The 15,143-nt window shown below is 62.6% G+C and carries 12 protein-coding genes, 1 tRNA gene and 2 pseudogenes; 1 reads left to right on the top strand and 14 read right to left on the bottom strand.

What is annotated here, in order from left to right; all coding sequences use genetic code 11:
• From V5B39_RS18855 to V5B39_RS18825, 8 genes and pseudogenes are all read right to left on the bottom strand, one after another.
• Positions 1-226 (bottom strand): annotated as a pseudogene (locus V5B39_RS18855) (hypothetical protein); the annotation flags it as partial.
• 81 nt (positions 227-307) lie between these two features.
• A complete protein-coding gene (locus V5B39_RS18850) occupies positions 308-490 on the bottom strand; it encodes a BrnT family toxin (protein WP_332344402.1) in 183 nt (60 codons plus the stop codon).
• 311 nt (positions 491-801) lie between these two features.
• Positions 802-1,032 (bottom strand): annotated as a pseudogene (locus tag V5B39_RS22265) (hypothetical protein); the annotation flags it as partial.
• Positions 1,033-1,069: 37 nt separating this feature from the next.
• Positions 1,070-2,089, bottom strand: a complete 1,020-nt coding sequence (gene rtcA, locus V5B39_RS18845; RefSeq protein ID WP_332344403.1) for an RNA 3'-terminal phosphate cyclase — start codon at positions 2,087-2,089, stop codon at positions 1,070-1,072.
• A gap of 34 nt (positions 2,090-2,123) precedes the next feature.
• Positions 2,124-3,341: an RtcB family protein gene (locus V5B39_RS18840; protein WP_332344401.1), complete on the bottom strand. Its 1,218-nt coding sequence runs from the start codon at positions 3,339-3,341 to the stop codon at positions 2,124-2,126.
• 14 nt (positions 3,342-3,355) lie between these two features.
• A complete protein-coding gene (locus tag V5B39_RS18835; RefSeq protein WP_332344400.1) occupies positions 3,356-3,751 on the bottom strand; it encodes a zinc-ribbon domain containing protein in 396 nt (131 codons plus the stop codon).
• An 84-nt stretch (positions 3,752-3,835) separates the two neighbouring features.
• Positions 3,836-4,975 carry a slipin family protein gene (locus V5B39_RS18830; protein WP_332344399.1) on the bottom strand — a complete coding sequence of 380 codons (1,140 nt, stop codon included), beginning with the start codon at positions 4,973-4,975 and terminating at the stop codon, positions 3,836-3,838.
• A gap of 271 nt (positions 4,976-5,246) precedes the next feature.
• Positions 5,247-5,318 (bottom strand) — tRNA-Met (locus V5B39_RS18825).
• Positions 5,319-5,647: 329 nt separating this feature from the next.
• Here V5B39_RS18825 and rtcR point away from each other — a divergent pair.
• On the top strand, positions 5,648-7,237 hold the full coding sequence (gene rtcR / locus V5B39_RS18820; RefSeq protein WP_332344398.1) for an RNA repair transcriptional activator RtcR: 1,590 nt from the start codon (positions 5,648-5,650) through the stop codon (positions 7,235-7,237).
• Positions 7,238-7,254: 17 nt separating this feature from the next.
• On the opposite strand, the gene V5B39_RS18815 is transcribed toward rtcR, so the two are convergent.
• The 6 genes from V5B39_RS18815 to V5B39_RS18790 all read right to left on the bottom strand — a co-directional run bounded on the left by V5B39_RS18815 (position 7,255) and on the right by V5B39_RS18790 (position 14,911).
• Entirely contained in the window at positions 7,255-9,183 is a 1,929-nt protein-coding gene (locus tag V5B39_RS18815) for a GGDEF domain-containing response regulator (protein ID WP_332344397.1), read from the bottom strand.
• A gap of 115 nt (positions 9,184-9,298) precedes the next feature.
• The gene (locus tag V5B39_RS18810) at positions 9,299-9,667 is read right to left on the bottom strand and encodes a hypothetical protein (protein WP_332344396.1); all 369 of its coding nucleotides are present in this window, start codon (positions 9,665-9,667) and stop codon (positions 9,299-9,301) included.
• Positions 9,660-11,429, bottom strand: coding sequence for an Hsp70 family protein (locus V5B39_RS18805; protein ID WP_332344395.1), 1,770 nt, complete (start codon positions 11,427-11,429; stop codon positions 9,660-9,662). Before V5B39_RS18805 ends, V5B39_RS18810 begins: the two co-directional genes overlap by 8 nt.
• Entirely contained in the window at positions 11,426-12,142 is a 717-nt protein-coding gene (gene grpE, locus V5B39_RS18800; RefSeq protein WP_332344394.1) for a nucleotide exchange factor GrpE, read from the bottom strand. Before grpE ends, V5B39_RS18805 begins: the two co-directional genes overlap by 4 nt.
• Positions 12,139-12,429 carry a J domain-containing protein gene (locus tag V5B39_RS18795; RefSeq protein WP_332344393.1) on the bottom strand — a complete coding sequence of 97 codons (291 nt, stop codon included), beginning with the start codon at positions 12,427-12,429 and terminating at the stop codon, positions 12,139-12,141. The genes grpE and V5B39_RS18795 overlap by 4 nt, the downstream gene beginning before the upstream one ends.
• Complete coding sequence (locus V5B39_RS18790) at positions 12,422-14,911, bottom strand: tetratricopeptide repeat protein (protein ID WP_332344392.1); 2,490 nt, start codon at positions 14,909-14,911, stop codon at positions 12,422-12,424. The genes V5B39_RS18795 and V5B39_RS18790 overlap by 8 nt, the downstream gene beginning before the upstream one ends.
• Positions 14,912-15,143: the final 232 nt, after the last annotated feature.

Raw genomic sequence — 15,143 nt, 5'->3', positions numbered from 1 at the left:
TGGTCGACTCCTTGTCGCTTCCCGCCGGGCGTCCGCGCTGCCTCCGGTATGCCTCGATCCCGGCCTGCATTTCTTCACGCGTCATCGGCCGTTCGTCTTCGTTCTTGCCGTCCCAGACATACGGTGCCTTGGCGCGTACTTTCGCCACGTCAGTCTTGCTCTCGCCGCGCTTGAGAGCGGCGCGCATCTTATTGGTCACCGTTGAAGTCATCTTCGAGCCACCCATGGTAAGCGCTCCTTTCCTCTTCACTCGCCGGTCGAAAACTGACAATCCGCAATGCATCTTCGCGCGCCACATGCACCACCGTCAGTACCGCCAGCACATCAACACGTAAGCGAACGACTGTGTCCGCTGTTCGCCACCGCGCACGCTTTCAACGTCCAAGCGGTAAGGGCTCTCCAGCACCATCACGGCATCGAGAAAATCCAGCCCGTGCTTGTCGAGGTTGGCTTGCCGCTTGGCTTCGTCCCAAAGAATGTGCGTGCTCATCGGATTTATTGTGGTAACAGTAATTAAGGAAGTCAAGAATTTTCGTTGCTACGCAAATCGAGGCCTAACGAGTAAGGTCAGATCGTGCGAGCGAAGCCACGATCTGAACCGTTTGTTGGACGAGCCCCGGGGAGCCTGCCGGGCTGCCTTGAAAATAGGTCTTTGGGAAGGATGCCGGGTAGTCGTTGTGCCCAGCTGGCGGGCGTTTGGACCCGCGTCGAATGCCTGCCGTTGCGGCAGACGATGCCCCATCTGGGCGGTCACGGGGGAAGAACCCCGGATGGATCGCCGACTGAAGGCGAGCCGGCTTCTCAGCTTGCGGGCGCTGAACTCCCGTGACTCGCCAGGGATCGTTCGCCTACCCGATCAGCAGGTCGCTCCGGCCACCAGGGGAGCGGGCAGTGGCCCTGGAAGGACGACGGAAAGCGCGTTCTGACGATCGCCATGACCGCCCCACAGCAGGTGCACACGATGGGCGCCCGTTCCTTGAACCAGGCCGTCGCCGGCGCAGGAGCGAACTTCAGCAGCCGCTGCAGCAAGGAACCTGCTTCTTCAGCGGACGTTCCAGCCATGGCTGCCTCAAAGCAGCGAGATTCTATGCGCGCCGGCTGTTTTGGTGAGCACAAACTCGACCGGCAGGAACTGGCTGATCACCTCCACATTGGTCTGCAGATGCGAAGACAAGTTCACCGTGGTGAAAGACCCCGCACCGGCAAGTGCCAGCGGCAGGACCAGTTGATCTGCCAAATGCTCGCCCACCGCTGCAGTGCTGCCATGAAAATGCCGGGCGAGCTTCGCTGCGCGGCTGGCCACCACTTCAGCCGGCAAACCCTTTTCGCCAAAGGCGGTGAACAGTTCGGTGATTTCACGGTATTGCAGCTCAACCAGTAAAGCATTCCCTGGCCCCTCGCACGGAGACAGGGCACGCATTTCCTGTTGCAATTCCCCCAGCACCCCGCCGAGCTGCAAGTGCAGTTCCGCCAGCTCGCGTTTGGCCACTTCAACGGGCACCCCCGCGACGATGGCCGTGGCCTGCCCTGCGCGCAGCTCGCCACGCTCCAGCAACTCCAGGGGCTGCAGGGCAGGGACCGGGCGTACGCTGGCGTACAGCTCACCGCCGCCGGCCGGATAAAAGCCGTGGCGCAGCAACTCGATCTTCATCTCCGCACCCATGCGCAAGAGCAGCGGCAGCCAGCTACGGCTCAGGAAATCGGCCGGCGGCGCCGCCGGATTGTGGGTTCCGCCGCTGATCCGCAGCGTACTCGGAGCATCGGCGAACCACAGCGCCGGCAGCAAGGTTTGCAGTACCAAGGTGCAGCTACCGGCCGTGCCAATGGCAAAGCGGTAGTCGTCACCACGAATCTTGCCAGGGACAAAGCTCAGGGACTGTGAACCCGGTGCTGCCCCCTGGACCTGTGCGCCACAGATCTGCGCGGCGGCATTCACCGCCGTCAGATGCTGCCGCAACAAGCCCGGCTTGCTGCGCCTTGCGCGAATTCGCTCGATGCGAAACGGAATTGCGGTAATCATCGACAAGGTCAGTGCGGTACGCAGAATCTGCCCGCCGCCTTCTCCGTGCGATCCGTCGAGTTCAATCATCTTCATGCTTTCTTCTTGTTCCGGATAGTCACTTTCAGCCCTTGACGCACACTACCTGGCGCAGCGTATGTACCACCTCCACGAGTTCGCGCTGCGCGTGCATCACCGCATCGATATCCTTGTAGGCCATCGGGATTTCATCGATCACCTCGGCATCCTTGCGGCACTCGACATGTGCCGTGGCCCGCACCTGGTCGTCCACCGTAAAGCGCTTCCTGGCCTGGGTGCGACTCATGCTGCGGCCGGCGCCGTGACTGCAGGAGCAAAACGATTCCTCATTGCCGAGACCGCGCACGATGAAGCTCCTGGCGCCCATCGAACCCGGAATGATGCCGAGTTCGCCTTTCTGGGCCGAAACTGCCCCCTTGCGGGTGACCAGGACTTCCGCGCCAAAGTGAGTCTCGCGCTGAACGTAGTTGTGGTGGCAGTTGACGGCCTCGACGCTGGCACCAAACGGTTTGGCGATCACGCCACGCGTCGCGGCAATGACATTCTGCATCATCAGCAGACGGTTTCGCCGCGCAAAATCCTGCGCCCAGCCGACCGCTTCGACATATTCATCGAAATGCTGGCTTCCCTCCTCAAAATAGGCGAGGTCACGATTCGGAAGGTTGGCCAGGTGCTGCTGCATGTCCTTCTGTGCCAGCCCGATGAAGTGGCTACCGATGGCATTGCCGACGCCGCGTGAACCGGAATGCAGCATGAACCAGACGCGATCCGCTTCGTCGAGACAGACTTCGATGAAGTGGTTGCCAGTGCCAAGCGTGCCGAGATGCTTGCGGTTGTTGGTATTCTTCAGACACGGGTGCCGGTCGGTGATGCGTGTGAAGCCGGCTAGCAAAGCGGCCCATATGGCATCGACGGTCTCGGGTGGCGTATCCCACGACCCTTCGTCGCGCCGGCCCCGGCCTATCGTCCGCCCGTGTGGCACGGCGCGCTCGATGGCCGTACGCAGTGCATGCAGATTGTCCGGCAGATCGCTCGCCAGCAGCGTCGTGCACGCGGCCATCATGCCGCAGCCGATATCGACGCCGACGGCAGCCGGGATGATCGCGCCCTGCGTCGGGATGACGCTGCCGATCGTCGAGCCCTTGCCCAGGTGTACATCCGGCATCACCGCCAGGTGCCGATAGATGAAGGGCATCCTGGCGGTGTCGATCAACTGCTTGCGGGCTTCGTCTTCAACCGGAACGTCTTGCGTCCACATCTTGATCGGTTTGCCGTTTTCGACTTCGAGGAGTTGGTAGTCCATTTTCGCTTTTCTCTTCACGGATGGTCGGGGGCCTGCTTCTTTTGCAGGCCTTCCTGATGTACGCGGCGGGCGAGTGCCTGGCGTTCGCGTTCCTTGATACGGCAGGACCGGCATCGTACCGCGCGTGTCTCGACATTCCCCCGGGCCACTTCGTACCACCACTTCTGCTGCGCTGCAGTCCAGACGCACTCGACACCGCAATCCCTGCACCGGAAGGCGATGTCCACGTAGTAACCGCGATCGACGAACGCGGGCACTCCGTAACTGCTGCCGTAAGCCAGTCGGGTCGCATCGCAGAACACGGCGCCCGGAGGAGGGACGTCAACTGGCAAGGGACGGTGCTGAATGCGCGTCGTACGCCGTAACCTGGCCGTCTTGATTTCCAGCTTGCGCTGTTTTCCGCTTTTCATGATTTCACCTGCACTTTCTGATCACCGAATTTTCGGGTTTTCACCGTTCACCCTCTCCCTTCATCGCAGGAGAGGGTGAACGACTTACGCGCCCTTGATGTTCACCAGTCCGCTCAACACCTGATCGAGGCCACCAAACACCGAGATGCGGTCGATTCTTTCCGCCACACGTTCCAGCGTTTCCAGCTCCTTCAGACGCAGCGCGACCGGGTTGCCTTCCATCACTTTCGCGGTATTGAGCAGCGAACGTGTTGCCGCGGTTTCCTCACGGCGACGAATGACGTTCGCTTCAGCCAGCTTCTCGGCCTCGACCACCTTGGCAAGAATGGTCTTCATCTCGCCGGGCAGAACGATGTCCTTGACGCCGATGCTGCTTACCTCGATCCCGAAACCGTTCAGCTTGCGCGCCACGTGCGCACTGACGGCTTCGTCGATGATCTGCTTGTTCTCAAGCAGTTCGTCGAGCGATCGCGTTCCCACTGCGGCCCGCAAGCCGAACTGCAATTCGCGATACAAGTGCTCTACCGGCTTGGCCAGCCTTTCGTGCGCCAGCAGCACGTCGGTATAGCGCCAGGTAGCCGCAAGGTTGAGGCGCAAGCCGACCTTGTCGCTGCTCAGGATTTCCTGGCCCGACACTTCCATGTTCTGCAGACGCATATCGACGAGCTCGACCAGCACTTCGCGGTTGAAGCGCCAGAATACCTCAATGCCGGGCGACATCAGTCGCTGCACCTTGCCGTCGACGCGCAAAACGCCGACGTGGTAGGCAGGCACCTGCGCGATCAGCAGGCCGGCCAGGCCGCTCACCGCGTGTGCCCGCAGGCTCGGCTGCAGGAAGTGCGCTGCCAGTTGCGGTGCGACTTCATAGCCTTGCTGCAGATCGACTTTTTCCAGTCTCTGCTCGACCAGGCCCTTCCAGAAAACGCGGCGGGATCCAGGTGCCAGCACTTCGACCAGAACCTTGTTCTCGTAGCGCAAACCTGCCTCGTCTTCACCCAGTTCCATGCAGATGAAATGTTCCGAGACGGTCTGCGGCTGGTGCTGCAGCAGATAGTCGACCAGCGTGATATCGAGCATGGGAGCGTCGAGCTTCCAGGTCTGGAGCGAGAGCCGGTTCACGGGGTCGAAGAAGTAGTGGCGGCCCGCGCTGAGGATGCGCTCGAAATCGCCGTCCTTGAGCAAGGCAGCACGTTCACTCTTCAACACGACGAAACGCTTCAACATGTTCATTCTCCTTTTCTTCTCATTTTCTGTTGCCGGTCAATGCCGGTTCGCTGGGCCGATTGCCCGGCACTCGCGGGGAAGCGAGTGGCAGCTTGCCGGAAGTCAGCGCTTTTCCCTTGGTGCCGAGGCACGCGGGGGAGGGCTGACATTCCTGCTTCGTCGCCGGCTCACCGTGCCGCCAGTGCGGGACAGTCGCCGACCGAACCGGCAGCGGGGGCTTGCGCATCCCGCGACCGACGGGTACTGCTAGCTTACGCTGTCGTGGAAAGACAGTTTGGAGCGGGAATCGAACCCGCGACACACTGATGATGAGTCAGTTGCTCTAACCGATTGAGCTATCCAATGGGGGCGACCCGGGAATCGAACCCGACGAGCTCCCGACGAGATCGCCCGTTATCGCCTTCCCGCTGTGGCGGCATGCACAGAAACGACAGACCGGAATCCGGTCTCTGCGCACCGGCGGGGTCTTGATCCCCTGCCCGTGGGCCTTGCAGCGATGTGGCGACAACTCTCTCAAAGCGGAATCCGTGCCAACCTCCGAAAAAACTACGGCATTTCGAGCAAACCATTGATCTGTAGTGACTTTCAGAAAATTTTCGGCTTTCGTGGAAACCGGAATGGGCGGATTCTCATAGAATATCAAATCGCCATTTATCCAGGAGGATAGTCAACATGAAGAGGACCGTCGTTATCGGTTTTCTCGGTACGCAACTCGATTACGGTGGCAGGGGCAGCGTACGCTGGGAGAAATGGCGGCCGACGGTCGCTCTCTGCCAGCAGGAGGAGCTGATCGTACATCGCCTGGAGTTGCTGCACGATGCGCGCAGCCGCGGGCTGGCCGAGGGTGTGCAGGCCGACATCCAGTCGGTATCGCCCGAAACCGAAGTCTGCCGCGCCGAGATCGAGTTGCGCGACCCCTGGGATTTCGAGGAGGTCTACACGACGCTGCACGACTTCGCGCGCGCTTACCCGTTCGACTCCGAGAACGAGGATTACCTGCTGCACATCACCACAGGAACCCATGTCGCACAGATCTGCTGGTTCCTGCTGGCCGAAGCGCGCTATCTGCCGGCCCGACTCCTGCAGACCTCACCGGCACGCAAGAAGGAGGTGGCGAATACTGCCGGAAGCTACGAGATCATCGATCTGGACCTGTCGCGCTACAACAAGATTGCGCAGCGCTTCCAGCGCGAGCGCGCCGACACGCTGAGCTTCCTGAAATCCGGGATTGCCACGCGCAACGCTGACTTCAACCGCATGATCGAGCAGATCGAACGGGTGGCGGGGCGCTCGAAGTCGCCGATGTTGCTGATCGGCCCCACCGGTGCGGGCAAATCGTTTCTCGCTCGCCGGGTATATGAACTCAAGCGACAGAAGCAGCGTCTGGCCGGACGTTTCATCGAGGTGAACTGCGCGACCTTGCGCGGTGATTCGGCCATGTCCAGCCTCTTCGGCCATGTCAAGGGAGCCTTCACGGGTGCGCAGAACGAACGCCCCGGCCTTCTACGCGCGGCCGATGGCGGATTGCTGTTTCTCGACGAGATCGGCGAACTCGGGCTGGACGAGCAGGCGATGCTGCTCAAGGCGATCGAGGAAAAGCGCTTCTTCCCCTTCGGTGGCGACAAGGAAGCGACGAGCGATTTCCAGCTCATCGCCGGCACCCACCGCGACCTGCGCCATTGGGTCGCCGAGGGGCATTTCCGCGAAGACCTGTATGCACGCATCAACCTGTGGACCTTCGACCTGCCGGGCCTGGCACAACGGCGCGAGGACATCGAACCCAATCTGGATTACGAGCTGGAACGTTATGCGCGTGACCATGACCAGCTCGTACGCTTCAACGTCGAAGCCCGCCGCCGCTATCTGACCTTTGCCAGTTCGGCGGACGCTGCCTGGCGCGGCAATTTCCGTGAACTCTCGGCATCGGTCACGCGCATGGCGACTCTGGCCGAAGCGGGGCGGATCACCGAGGCGCAGGTCGTCGATGAGATCGAGCGACTGGGCGACAGTTGGGGCAGCAGCCGGTCGGCCGATGCAGTCGCCGGTATCCTGGGCGAACAGGTCGAGCAACTCGACCTCTTCGATCGCTGCCAGCTCAACGCGGTGATCGCGGTTTGCCGGCAAGCGGCAAGCCTTTCGGACGCCGGTCGTCAACTCTTCGCCGTATCCCGCCGGGACAAGAAAACTGCCAACGACGCTGACCGGCTGCGCAAATACCTGTCACGCTTCGGTCTCGACTGGACGGCAGTGAATCACCCATGATCTCGACCGAGATGCTTTCACGCCTGGCGCTGGTCATTGGCGCATGCAGCGCAGAGGGTCTTGCCGTTGGCAGACAGGCAGACCCGGTCCCGACCGGCTTTCTTGGCGGCGTAGAGGGCTTTGTCTGCAGCCCGGAGCAGGTCGTCCTCATGGTTCATGTCGTCCTCCCGGTTGGCCACGCCGATGCTGACCGAGGTCTGGATCTCCATACCGGCGATGTTGATCTGCATCGCCTTGACCATCCGCCGCAGACGCTCCGCAGCCAGCAGGGCAGCTCGGGGGTCGGCGTCGTGACAGACCAGCAGAAACTCCTCCCCGCCGATCCGGCTGACACTGTCGTCCTTGCGGGCCGCAGACTGGATGGCCTTGGCCACCTCCTGCAATACCCGATCACCCACCGCGTGACCGTATCGGTCATTGATGGACTTGAAAAAATCAACATCGATCATGAGGGCGGCCATCGGTTGGCCCGTACGCTGGGAGGCGCTCCAGAAGCGGCCCAGCGACTCCATGCCGGCCCTCCGATTGGGTAGCTCGGTCAGCAGGTCGGTCATCGCGGCATGTTCGAGCCGCCGGTTGCTGATCGCCAGTTCGGCGGTGAACTGTTTGAGCTGTGTCCGGTCGTTCTCCCAGGCCTCGAGCAGCTTCACGTAATGCAGGGCAGCCCGCATGCGGGCGCTCAAGGCACGGACATTCACCGGTTTGCTCACGTAATCGTCGACCCCCGCTTCGAAAGCCTCGATGATCTTGCCTTCGTTCTCTTCGCCGGTCAGCATGATCACATACATGGACTGGCCCCATTCGGTGGCACGCATGGCGCGGCAGAACTCGACCCCGTCCATGACCGGCATGTGCCAGTCGGTGATGACGATCTGGGGCATGACTTCCAGGGCCAGGGCCAGGCCATCCTCGCCATTTTCGGCCGTGTGGACCCGGCAACCGAGAAGGTGACTCAGCAAACCCTCGGTCATCATTAGGGTCGTGGGGTCGTCCTCTACCAGCAAGACCCGCTTGCGGCTGTGCTCCGCCTTTGATTCCTGCTCCGGGCGGGGAACCGGGGCATTGGCCATGGCGCCAAACGAAGGGAGCCGGGCGGCTGGTACTTTCAGCAGATCGGCCCATGTTTGCCACTGAAGGACCACCCGGTCGAATATTTCGCCCATCGCCGTCACATCCAGACCGACCTTGCCACCCAGCAGCATCAGCTCGACGATGTTGCCATAGCGCTCGGTCTCGGGTGAGCGACCGAGATCCGCCATTCGTCGTGCCTGAAAGAACAGATGGGTCAACTGGTCAGGCCGGGAGCCCTCGGAGAAACCGGAGGTCTGCGGAAACTCATGATAATAGACCGGCTCGGCAAGGGCCTTGGGAATGCCGCAGTCGGCGAGGATGGCCGCCGTGAATTCGGTGTGATCCGCTCCCAGGCGCTTACGCTCCAGCTCCAGGAGGACCGCTCCATCGCTCTGCTCGGCCAGGACGGCCGCGTAGTCGGTGGGGTAGAGGGTGGCCAGCGCCAGACGGCCGATCTGCGCCAACAGACCACAGGCAAACAGTTCGTCAGGTGAGGCAATCCGTACCATCCTGCCCAACTCCTGGCTGGCCACCGCCATGAACAGGGAGTGTGACCAGAAAGCCGGATAATCAAAGGCGGCGCACTGTCCTTGCAGATACTGGTCAACCAGAGAGAAGCCCATGGCCAGTTCGCGGACGGTCGTCATGCCCAAGCGCATCACGGTTTCCCTGACCGAGACCAGGGGCCGGACACCGCTCGCTGAAGCGTTGGCGAGGCGCAACAGGCGGCTGGAGAGCGCAGGATCGCCCTGGACCACCCGGGCCACTTCGTCGATAGTCGCATCCTCGCGCCGACTGATCTCCATGATCGCCAACGCCACCCCTTTCGGGCTGGGCAGTTGGCCGCTGATCCGCAATTGTTCGATCTTGCTCATGTGCTCCTGCTGATGGTGGCTGGTCTCTCGTTCCCGAGTAGTGTGCAGTCTATCATAGCCTTGCCGTGCAAGGAATCGATTTCAGGTAGCGATGGGCCTGTGAGTGGGTTCCGGGTCATGCGGGGAGGCAGGCATCTTCTTCCCTGGTGCTGGTCGGATCGCTTTCAGCCGGCAGGTCTGCCGCAAGCAGGCCAGGGAGTTGCGCATGCTCGCTTGCCGTCGACTCGGTGTCGGCGGCCGCGTCGAGGAAGTTCCTGATGGCCTGTGCCAGTCGCTGCCGGTGCAAGGCCAGCGAGTTTTCGACCTGGCGACGGGCTGCTGCGCGGTCGCCGATCGCGAGCGAGCACAGCGCTTGTTCGAGCAGGCGCGCTGCTTGCGCCATGGCCTGCCGGACGAGCGAAAAATCGCAGCCACAACGCAGACAGACGGCCGCTTCGGCCAGGCGCGCCCGACACGCCGGGCAGCGATCGAGCAGTTCAGACATCGAGGTAGTACAGGAGGTCGGCCAGCGCATCCATCGCCACTTTCAGGTCGGCATCCGGTCCATCGGTTCGGTCCCTGACGGCTTCGATGCCATTCACCAGGTCCTCGGCATCTTCCGTACCCGCCTTGGCCAGCAGGCGTTCGGCCTTTTCGATCAGGGCGCCGGCTTCGACGCGCAGGCGCCTGCTGTCGTCGGCAGGTGAAACCTCGGCGGTAGTCGCGGCGGGCTGCCTCTCGGCGCCTTCCTGCTCGCCAAACAGGCCGTCGATGCGTTCCCGCGCTTCCGCCAGCTTGTCGCCGGTGAAGCGGCTGATCGCATTGTCGATGGTGATCGAATGCACCAGGCCGGTTTCCTTCTCGCGCGAAGTCACCTGCAGGATGCCGTTGACATCGAGCGAAAAGGTCGTGATCAGCGGGTTGCCGGCCGGTGCATCGCGCAGGCCCTCGATGGTGAATCGCCCGATCTCGATGTTGTTCAGCGCATCCGGGTTCTCGCCCTGGTAGACGTGGATGTCGACCCTGCTCTGACCGTCGAAAATGGTGCCGAAGCCCTCGCTCCTGGAGACCGGAATTGGCGTGTTCTTGCGAATCAGCGGCACGAAGCAGAAGGGATACATTTCACCATTGAAATACTGGAGGGCGCTGGTCCCGAAGGTGTAGGGCGTGACATCGATGAGCACCGTCGGGGCCTGGCCGCCGGCGATGACGGCTGCCTGGATGGCAGCGCCCATCGCGACACAGAGATCGGGGTCGACCTCGGCGCGCGGCTGCATCCCGAGTTCCTGCTCAAGGCGGCTTTGGATGAGCGGCGTCCGCGTCGCGCCACCGACGAGCAGGATTTCGTTGATGTCGGCGACCGTCAGTCCGGCACCACTCAAGGCGACATGCACGGCGTCGAGCGTCTCGGCAATATAGGGCTCGATCATCTCCTCGTATTCGTTGCGCGAAACTTCAACCGACAGGTGGATCGGCACCCCGTCCTTCTCGAGCAGGTATTCTTCCGAGAGCGTCGCGTAAGGTTCGCTGGAAAGGACGATCTTGGCCGCTTCAGCGGCGTGCTGCAGGCGAGCCATGGCCAGCGGATGTTGTCCGACATCGATGTCGTGCCGCTCGCGCAGATGATCGATCGCGAAGCTGATCAGTTTCTGGTCGAAATCGTCGCCGCCCAGATGATTGTTGCCGTGGCTGGCCAGCACTTCGACGACGTCGCTCTCCAGGTTGACGACCGAGACATCGAAGGTGCCACCGCCGAGGTCATAGACCAGCGCCTTGCGCGCGCCGCTGTGGCAGCTTTCATACGCCAGCGCCGCTGCCGTCGGCTCGTTGATGATGCGTACCACCTCCAGGCCGGCGATTTCGCCGGCTTCGCGCGTCGCCTGGCGTTGCGCATCGGAAAAATAGGCGGGCACGGTAATCACCGCCTTGCCCACCGGCTGACCCAGGTGCGCCTCGGCAATGTCCCGCAGTCGGTGCAGGATCATCGCCGAGATTTCCTGCGGGCTGTAATCCTTGCCGGCCATCTGTACCGAAGTGAACTCACCCATTCGACGCTTGATCGAACGTACGCTGCGCTCGGGGTGCAGCGCATACTGGTTGCGCGCGGCCTCGCCGACGAGCAGGCTGCCGTCGTCGGCAACACCGACCAGCGAGGGCAGAATGCGTACACCGGGTGCCACCGGAATGACCTCGACTCGTCCCTCCCGGACGATGGCCACTTCTGAGTTGGTCGTACCGAGATCGATCCCGACAATGATTTCCGTCATGTGTTGGTTGCTTTCTTGCTGACAATGACTTCGGCGACACGCAACAGCTCGCCGTGGTGGAGAAACCCGCGCCTGACCTCGCGCAGGATGGTGCCATCCGGGACACTTGACGAACTGCCGGCGTCTTCGACGCCGACCACCCGCATTCGTTGCGGATCGAGGATCTTGCCGAGCACCGCCAGCGGCCGCACCTGATGGCTGGCGAGCAGGTCGTCGAGGCGCTGCAGGGTCAGCCGCTGGCCCTCCGCCAGGCTTGCCGCGAAACGTGCCGGGCCGGGAATCAGACGCGTCAGGAATGACGATGGCGGTCGTCCGGCAGCGTCGACGCCGTTTTGCAGGCGATCGCGCAGGTCCAGCAGGGCAAGCAGAAACTGCCGCTCGGTCTGCCCCTGGATCGATGCCGCCTGCTCCCGCGCCCGTTCGAGATCACGCTGCAGGCGCTCGCCGTGTTGACGCAGGTCGTTGCCAAAACTCCGCAATTCATCAAGGGTATTCTTGAACTGGCGCGATTGCAGCCGCAATTCGCTCTTCAGGACGGCCATCTCGCTGAGCAGGGTGGCCAGGTCGACCGAAGTCTCTGCGTCGCCGGCGGCCTTGTCATCGGGCTCCCCCGCCGGCTCGCACTGGCTGGCCGCACGCTCGAGGGCAATGCGGAAATCGTCGACCAGACGCGCTCTTTCCTCCGGGTTGAGGGCGATCACAGGCGAGTTCATTTCGCCCCCAATAACCGCAGCAGCCGCCGTTCGGTCGGTGGCTGCGGGGCAAGATCGCTGCTGACGGCGCTCAACAGATCATCGATGGTCGGCGGGGAATGGTCGAACAGTGCGTGCGCCAGCCGCCGGCGATGGTCACTGATCGCCTCATAGGCCGTGCGCACGCTCTCGAAGCGCTCGCGGTCACGTTCCGGGGGCGATTCGCGAATCGCGCTCAGATAAGCAGCACGAATCGCTTCGTCAGACGCCGACAGGTCGACACCAAGAACGCGGTAGGGGTCAATCATCGAACAGCCCTTTCTGGCGATCGTCCTGAACTGCTTGCTTTGGCGCGGGCGGGTGAGGCTTTGGCTTCGGCACTGGCGATCCGCCGGACGGGGGAGCAAGGAAAGAAGACAGGTCGAGGTTCGCAAGGCTTTCGACCAGCAGTTCGATCAGCATTTCGGCCAGCTTTTTCCGGTTGCCACCGGCCGCGCGCTCGAGCGGCCGAAATTTGCTGTCGGGGAGAACCTCGCGGGCCATGCGGATCACTTCGTTGTGTCCTCCCATCGACATCAAAAGCTCGAACACGTCACGTGGATTCGCAGGCAAATCGTCTACTGAATCGCCGAAGTCATCGTCATCGAAGTCGTCCGAGTCCTCGCCACTGAAAAAGCCCGGCGGCCCCATCAGATCGCGAATCCGCAGCACCGTTCGTTGATCGCCATCCTCCAATGCCTTTTTCAGCGCAGCTTCCAGAGTCTGTCGCTCGCGCTCCGACATCGCGAAAAACGCTCCCTTGCCGTGTTTGGCAAAGGTCGCCAGATAGACAAAGACCGGCCGCTCGGGCCAGCGCTGCAAACCGGCATTCGCATAGGCTTGCAGAAGCCCCTGCTCCTCCCGGAGCAACAGCGTTTCGCAGATCGAGATCCGTTCGGATTCGCTGAAATCGCCAGCAGCGCCTCGTTTCAGCGGCGCCCGCAGGGTATCGAGGACGGTTCGCAGTGCCTTCGACTCGTTTTTGCCCAGCGCATTGATGGCGTGCATGACGTTCAGCACTTCCCGGGGCACGGGCATTCCCGACAGGTTCGGCGCCGCCCGGCGCAGTTCTCCGGCTGGCTGGCTGCCGACCCGGATACTTTCGAGCAGAACGTGCCAGGCAGCGAGCAGCTTGCCTCCGAGTTCGTCGACGGCTTCCCGCAACCGCACGGTTGCCGGGGCATCGGTGGCGCTCAGGCCGCGCAACAGCTTGCTGACGCTGCGTTCATTGGCGGTCGCCAGCCACTCGTCGGCGAGGTCGAGTTCCTTGCCAGCCGCTTCCGGTCGGTGCAGCCGAATCTGTTTGCGGGCATGTGACAGGTGCGCCTGACCGATCAGCGCCCGCACCTTCGAATTGATCGGATCGAGATCGAGCAGGCGTTTGGCGAGGGTGACCGCTTTCTTGAAAGCATTGCCGGCCAGTGCCGTTTCGACGGCTTCGAGCAACACTGCCGGATCGTTGGCAAAGCGCGCCAGCGCCGTTTCGACAGACGCCCGCGCGGCCTTCAGGTCCTGTCCCTGGCGGTGCAGGCGGATCAGCTTCAGATGCGTGGCGCGGTCGTCCGGGTCGAGTTCCAGGCTGCGTTTGAGCCAGGTGGTGCACTCGTCATCATAGTCCGCAGCGTCTTCATGACCGACGATCAGATCAAAGAGATGGCGAAGGATCAAAGCCGCCTGCAGGGGCGCTTCCTCCACCGTCGAGAACAGACGGGCAGCGCGCAACCAGTGTGATTCGCTGGACTCGATTGCCCTCCGGACTTCGGCAGCGAGAGCCAGGATGCACGCGGTCTCCGCCTCGCCCAGCGGACCGAAAGCATTCTGGTACTCCGCCAGCCGTTTTTCCGCGTAAGGCAGCAGGCGGCGACAAAGCCTGGCTGCCGTTACCGGCAGGCCGCGGTTGCGGTGCAGCAGGAGGTCGACGACCCTGGTCGGCGTCGGTGCTACGCCAGTTCTGGCCAGTTCGGCAACCTCGAGCAGCAGCGGGCGCCGGTTCTCCGGGTAACCCTTGATTTCCAGCAGCAAGTGCCGACTCTCTTCGTCGAGATCGAGCAAAGCCAAAAGCCAGCGCCTGCCCGGCAGGACACCGGCACGAACAACGGCCGCGAGCCTCTCGAAAGGCCCGTCGACGGTCACGCGGGCGATCAGGCCGGTCGCCTGGGCGGCGTCGTTGCCGACCAGTAGCAGCGCCTTGAGGATGAAGCGCAGATCACGATACGGAGAGCGAAAGGGGATGCCGCGCAACTGTTCGTCCAGGTCGGCCAGATCAGCCCGGCAGCAGGCGGCAATGGCCGCCTGTGCCGCCGCACGATGACGGCGCAGCGGACTTTCGGCGGCGAGCTGAGCGAGGGCGCTGTCGGGTGCAGTCAACGCCACCGCCGCCAGACGGGTTTCCAGGTCGGCGTCGACGGTCGCCGCAGCATCGCCTATCGGCGTCAGCAGGCGCAGTGCCGCGTCATGGGCGCCGGTACGCAGCAACCAGTCGAGGTAGGGGCCCTCGGCCAGCAGCTTGCCGCACAGGGAGGAACGGTTGCGCCAGACAACCAGAGCCTCCTGCAGCATGCCCTTGTTCGCCAGCTCCCTGGCTCGGCCGGCGTAACCCGCCGCCAGGCCATCCAGCCACTCGGATCGACGCTCTTGCTTGAGCAGGTTCTTGTAGAGTTCGACCGCCTCACGATAGTGGCCCGCTTCGAGAACCTGCCTGGCGTGGGTTTCGGGTGATACGGGAGTGGCCGCTGGCGTAGGACGCGACAATGGTGGTCTATGCTTGCGCGACATGACAGGGGGGTTTTCCCGAAAGAAAATTAAACCCTGATTCTACACGAAGTAATCGGCGCCCTGGCGGTACGCTTCGCATTGCCAGGGCAATTGCATGAATCTTATATAAGACCCAGGACTTGAGCACGAAAGGTGTCGGAAGTGGCGGCGATCAGACGCTGGACCTTGAGGCCCCCTTTCCGCTTGGCTGGGGCGAGGCGCAGGAGGT

The sequence above is a fragment of the Accumulibacter sp. genome (genome assembly GCF_036625275.1).
Classification (GTDB): domain Bacteria; phylum Pseudomonadota; class Gammaproteobacteria; order Burkholderiales; family Rhodocyclaceae; genus Accumulibacter.
Note: the sequence above shows the minus strand (reverse complement) of the source record. Positions and strands in the feature narration are given on the sequence as shown.

Bases quoted from the DNA above. Each gene is read 5' to 3' on its own strand.
- V5B39_RS18850 (WP_332344402.1), bottom strand. From the start codon at position 490: ATGAGCACGCACATTCTTTGGGACGAAGCCAAGCGGCAAGCCAACCTC.
- rtcA (WP_332344403.1), bottom strand. From the start codon at position 2,089: ATGATTGAACTCGACGGATCGCACGGAGAAGGCGGCGGGCAGATTCTG.
- V5B39_RS18840 (WP_332344401.1), bottom strand. From the start codon at position 3,341: ATGGACTACCAACTCCTCGAAGTCGAAAACGGCAAACCGATCAAGATG.
- V5B39_RS18835 (WP_332344400.1), bottom strand. From the start codon at position 3,751: ATGAAAAGCGGAAAACAGCGCAAGCTGGAAATCAAGACGGCCAGGTTA.
- V5B39_RS18830 (WP_332344399.1), bottom strand. From the start codon at position 4,975: ATGTTGAAGCGTTTCGTCGTGTTGAAGAGTGAACGTGCTGCCTTGCTC.
- rtcR (WP_332344398.1), top strand. From the start codon at position 5,648: ATGAAGAGGACCGTCGTTATCGGTTTTCTCGGTACGCAACTCGATTAC.
- V5B39_RS18815 (WP_332344397.1), bottom strand. From the start codon at position 9,183: ATGAGCAAGATCGAACAATTGCGGATCAGCGGCCAACTGCCCAGCCCG.
- V5B39_RS18810 (WP_332344396.1), bottom strand. From the start codon at position 9,667: ATGTCTGAACTGCTCGATCGCTGCCCGGCGTGTCGGGCGCGCCTGGCC.
- V5B39_RS18805 (WP_332344395.1), bottom strand. From the start codon at position 11,429: ATGACGGAAATCATTGTCGGGATCGATCTCGGTACGACCAACTCAGAA.
- grpE (WP_332344394.1), bottom strand. From the start codon at position 12,142: ATGAACTCGCCTGTGATCGCCCTCAACCCGGAGGAAAGAGCGCGTCTG.
- V5B39_RS18795 (WP_332344393.1), bottom strand. From the start codon at position 12,429: ATGATTGACCCCTACCGCGTTCTTGGTGTCGACCTGTCGGCGTCTGAC.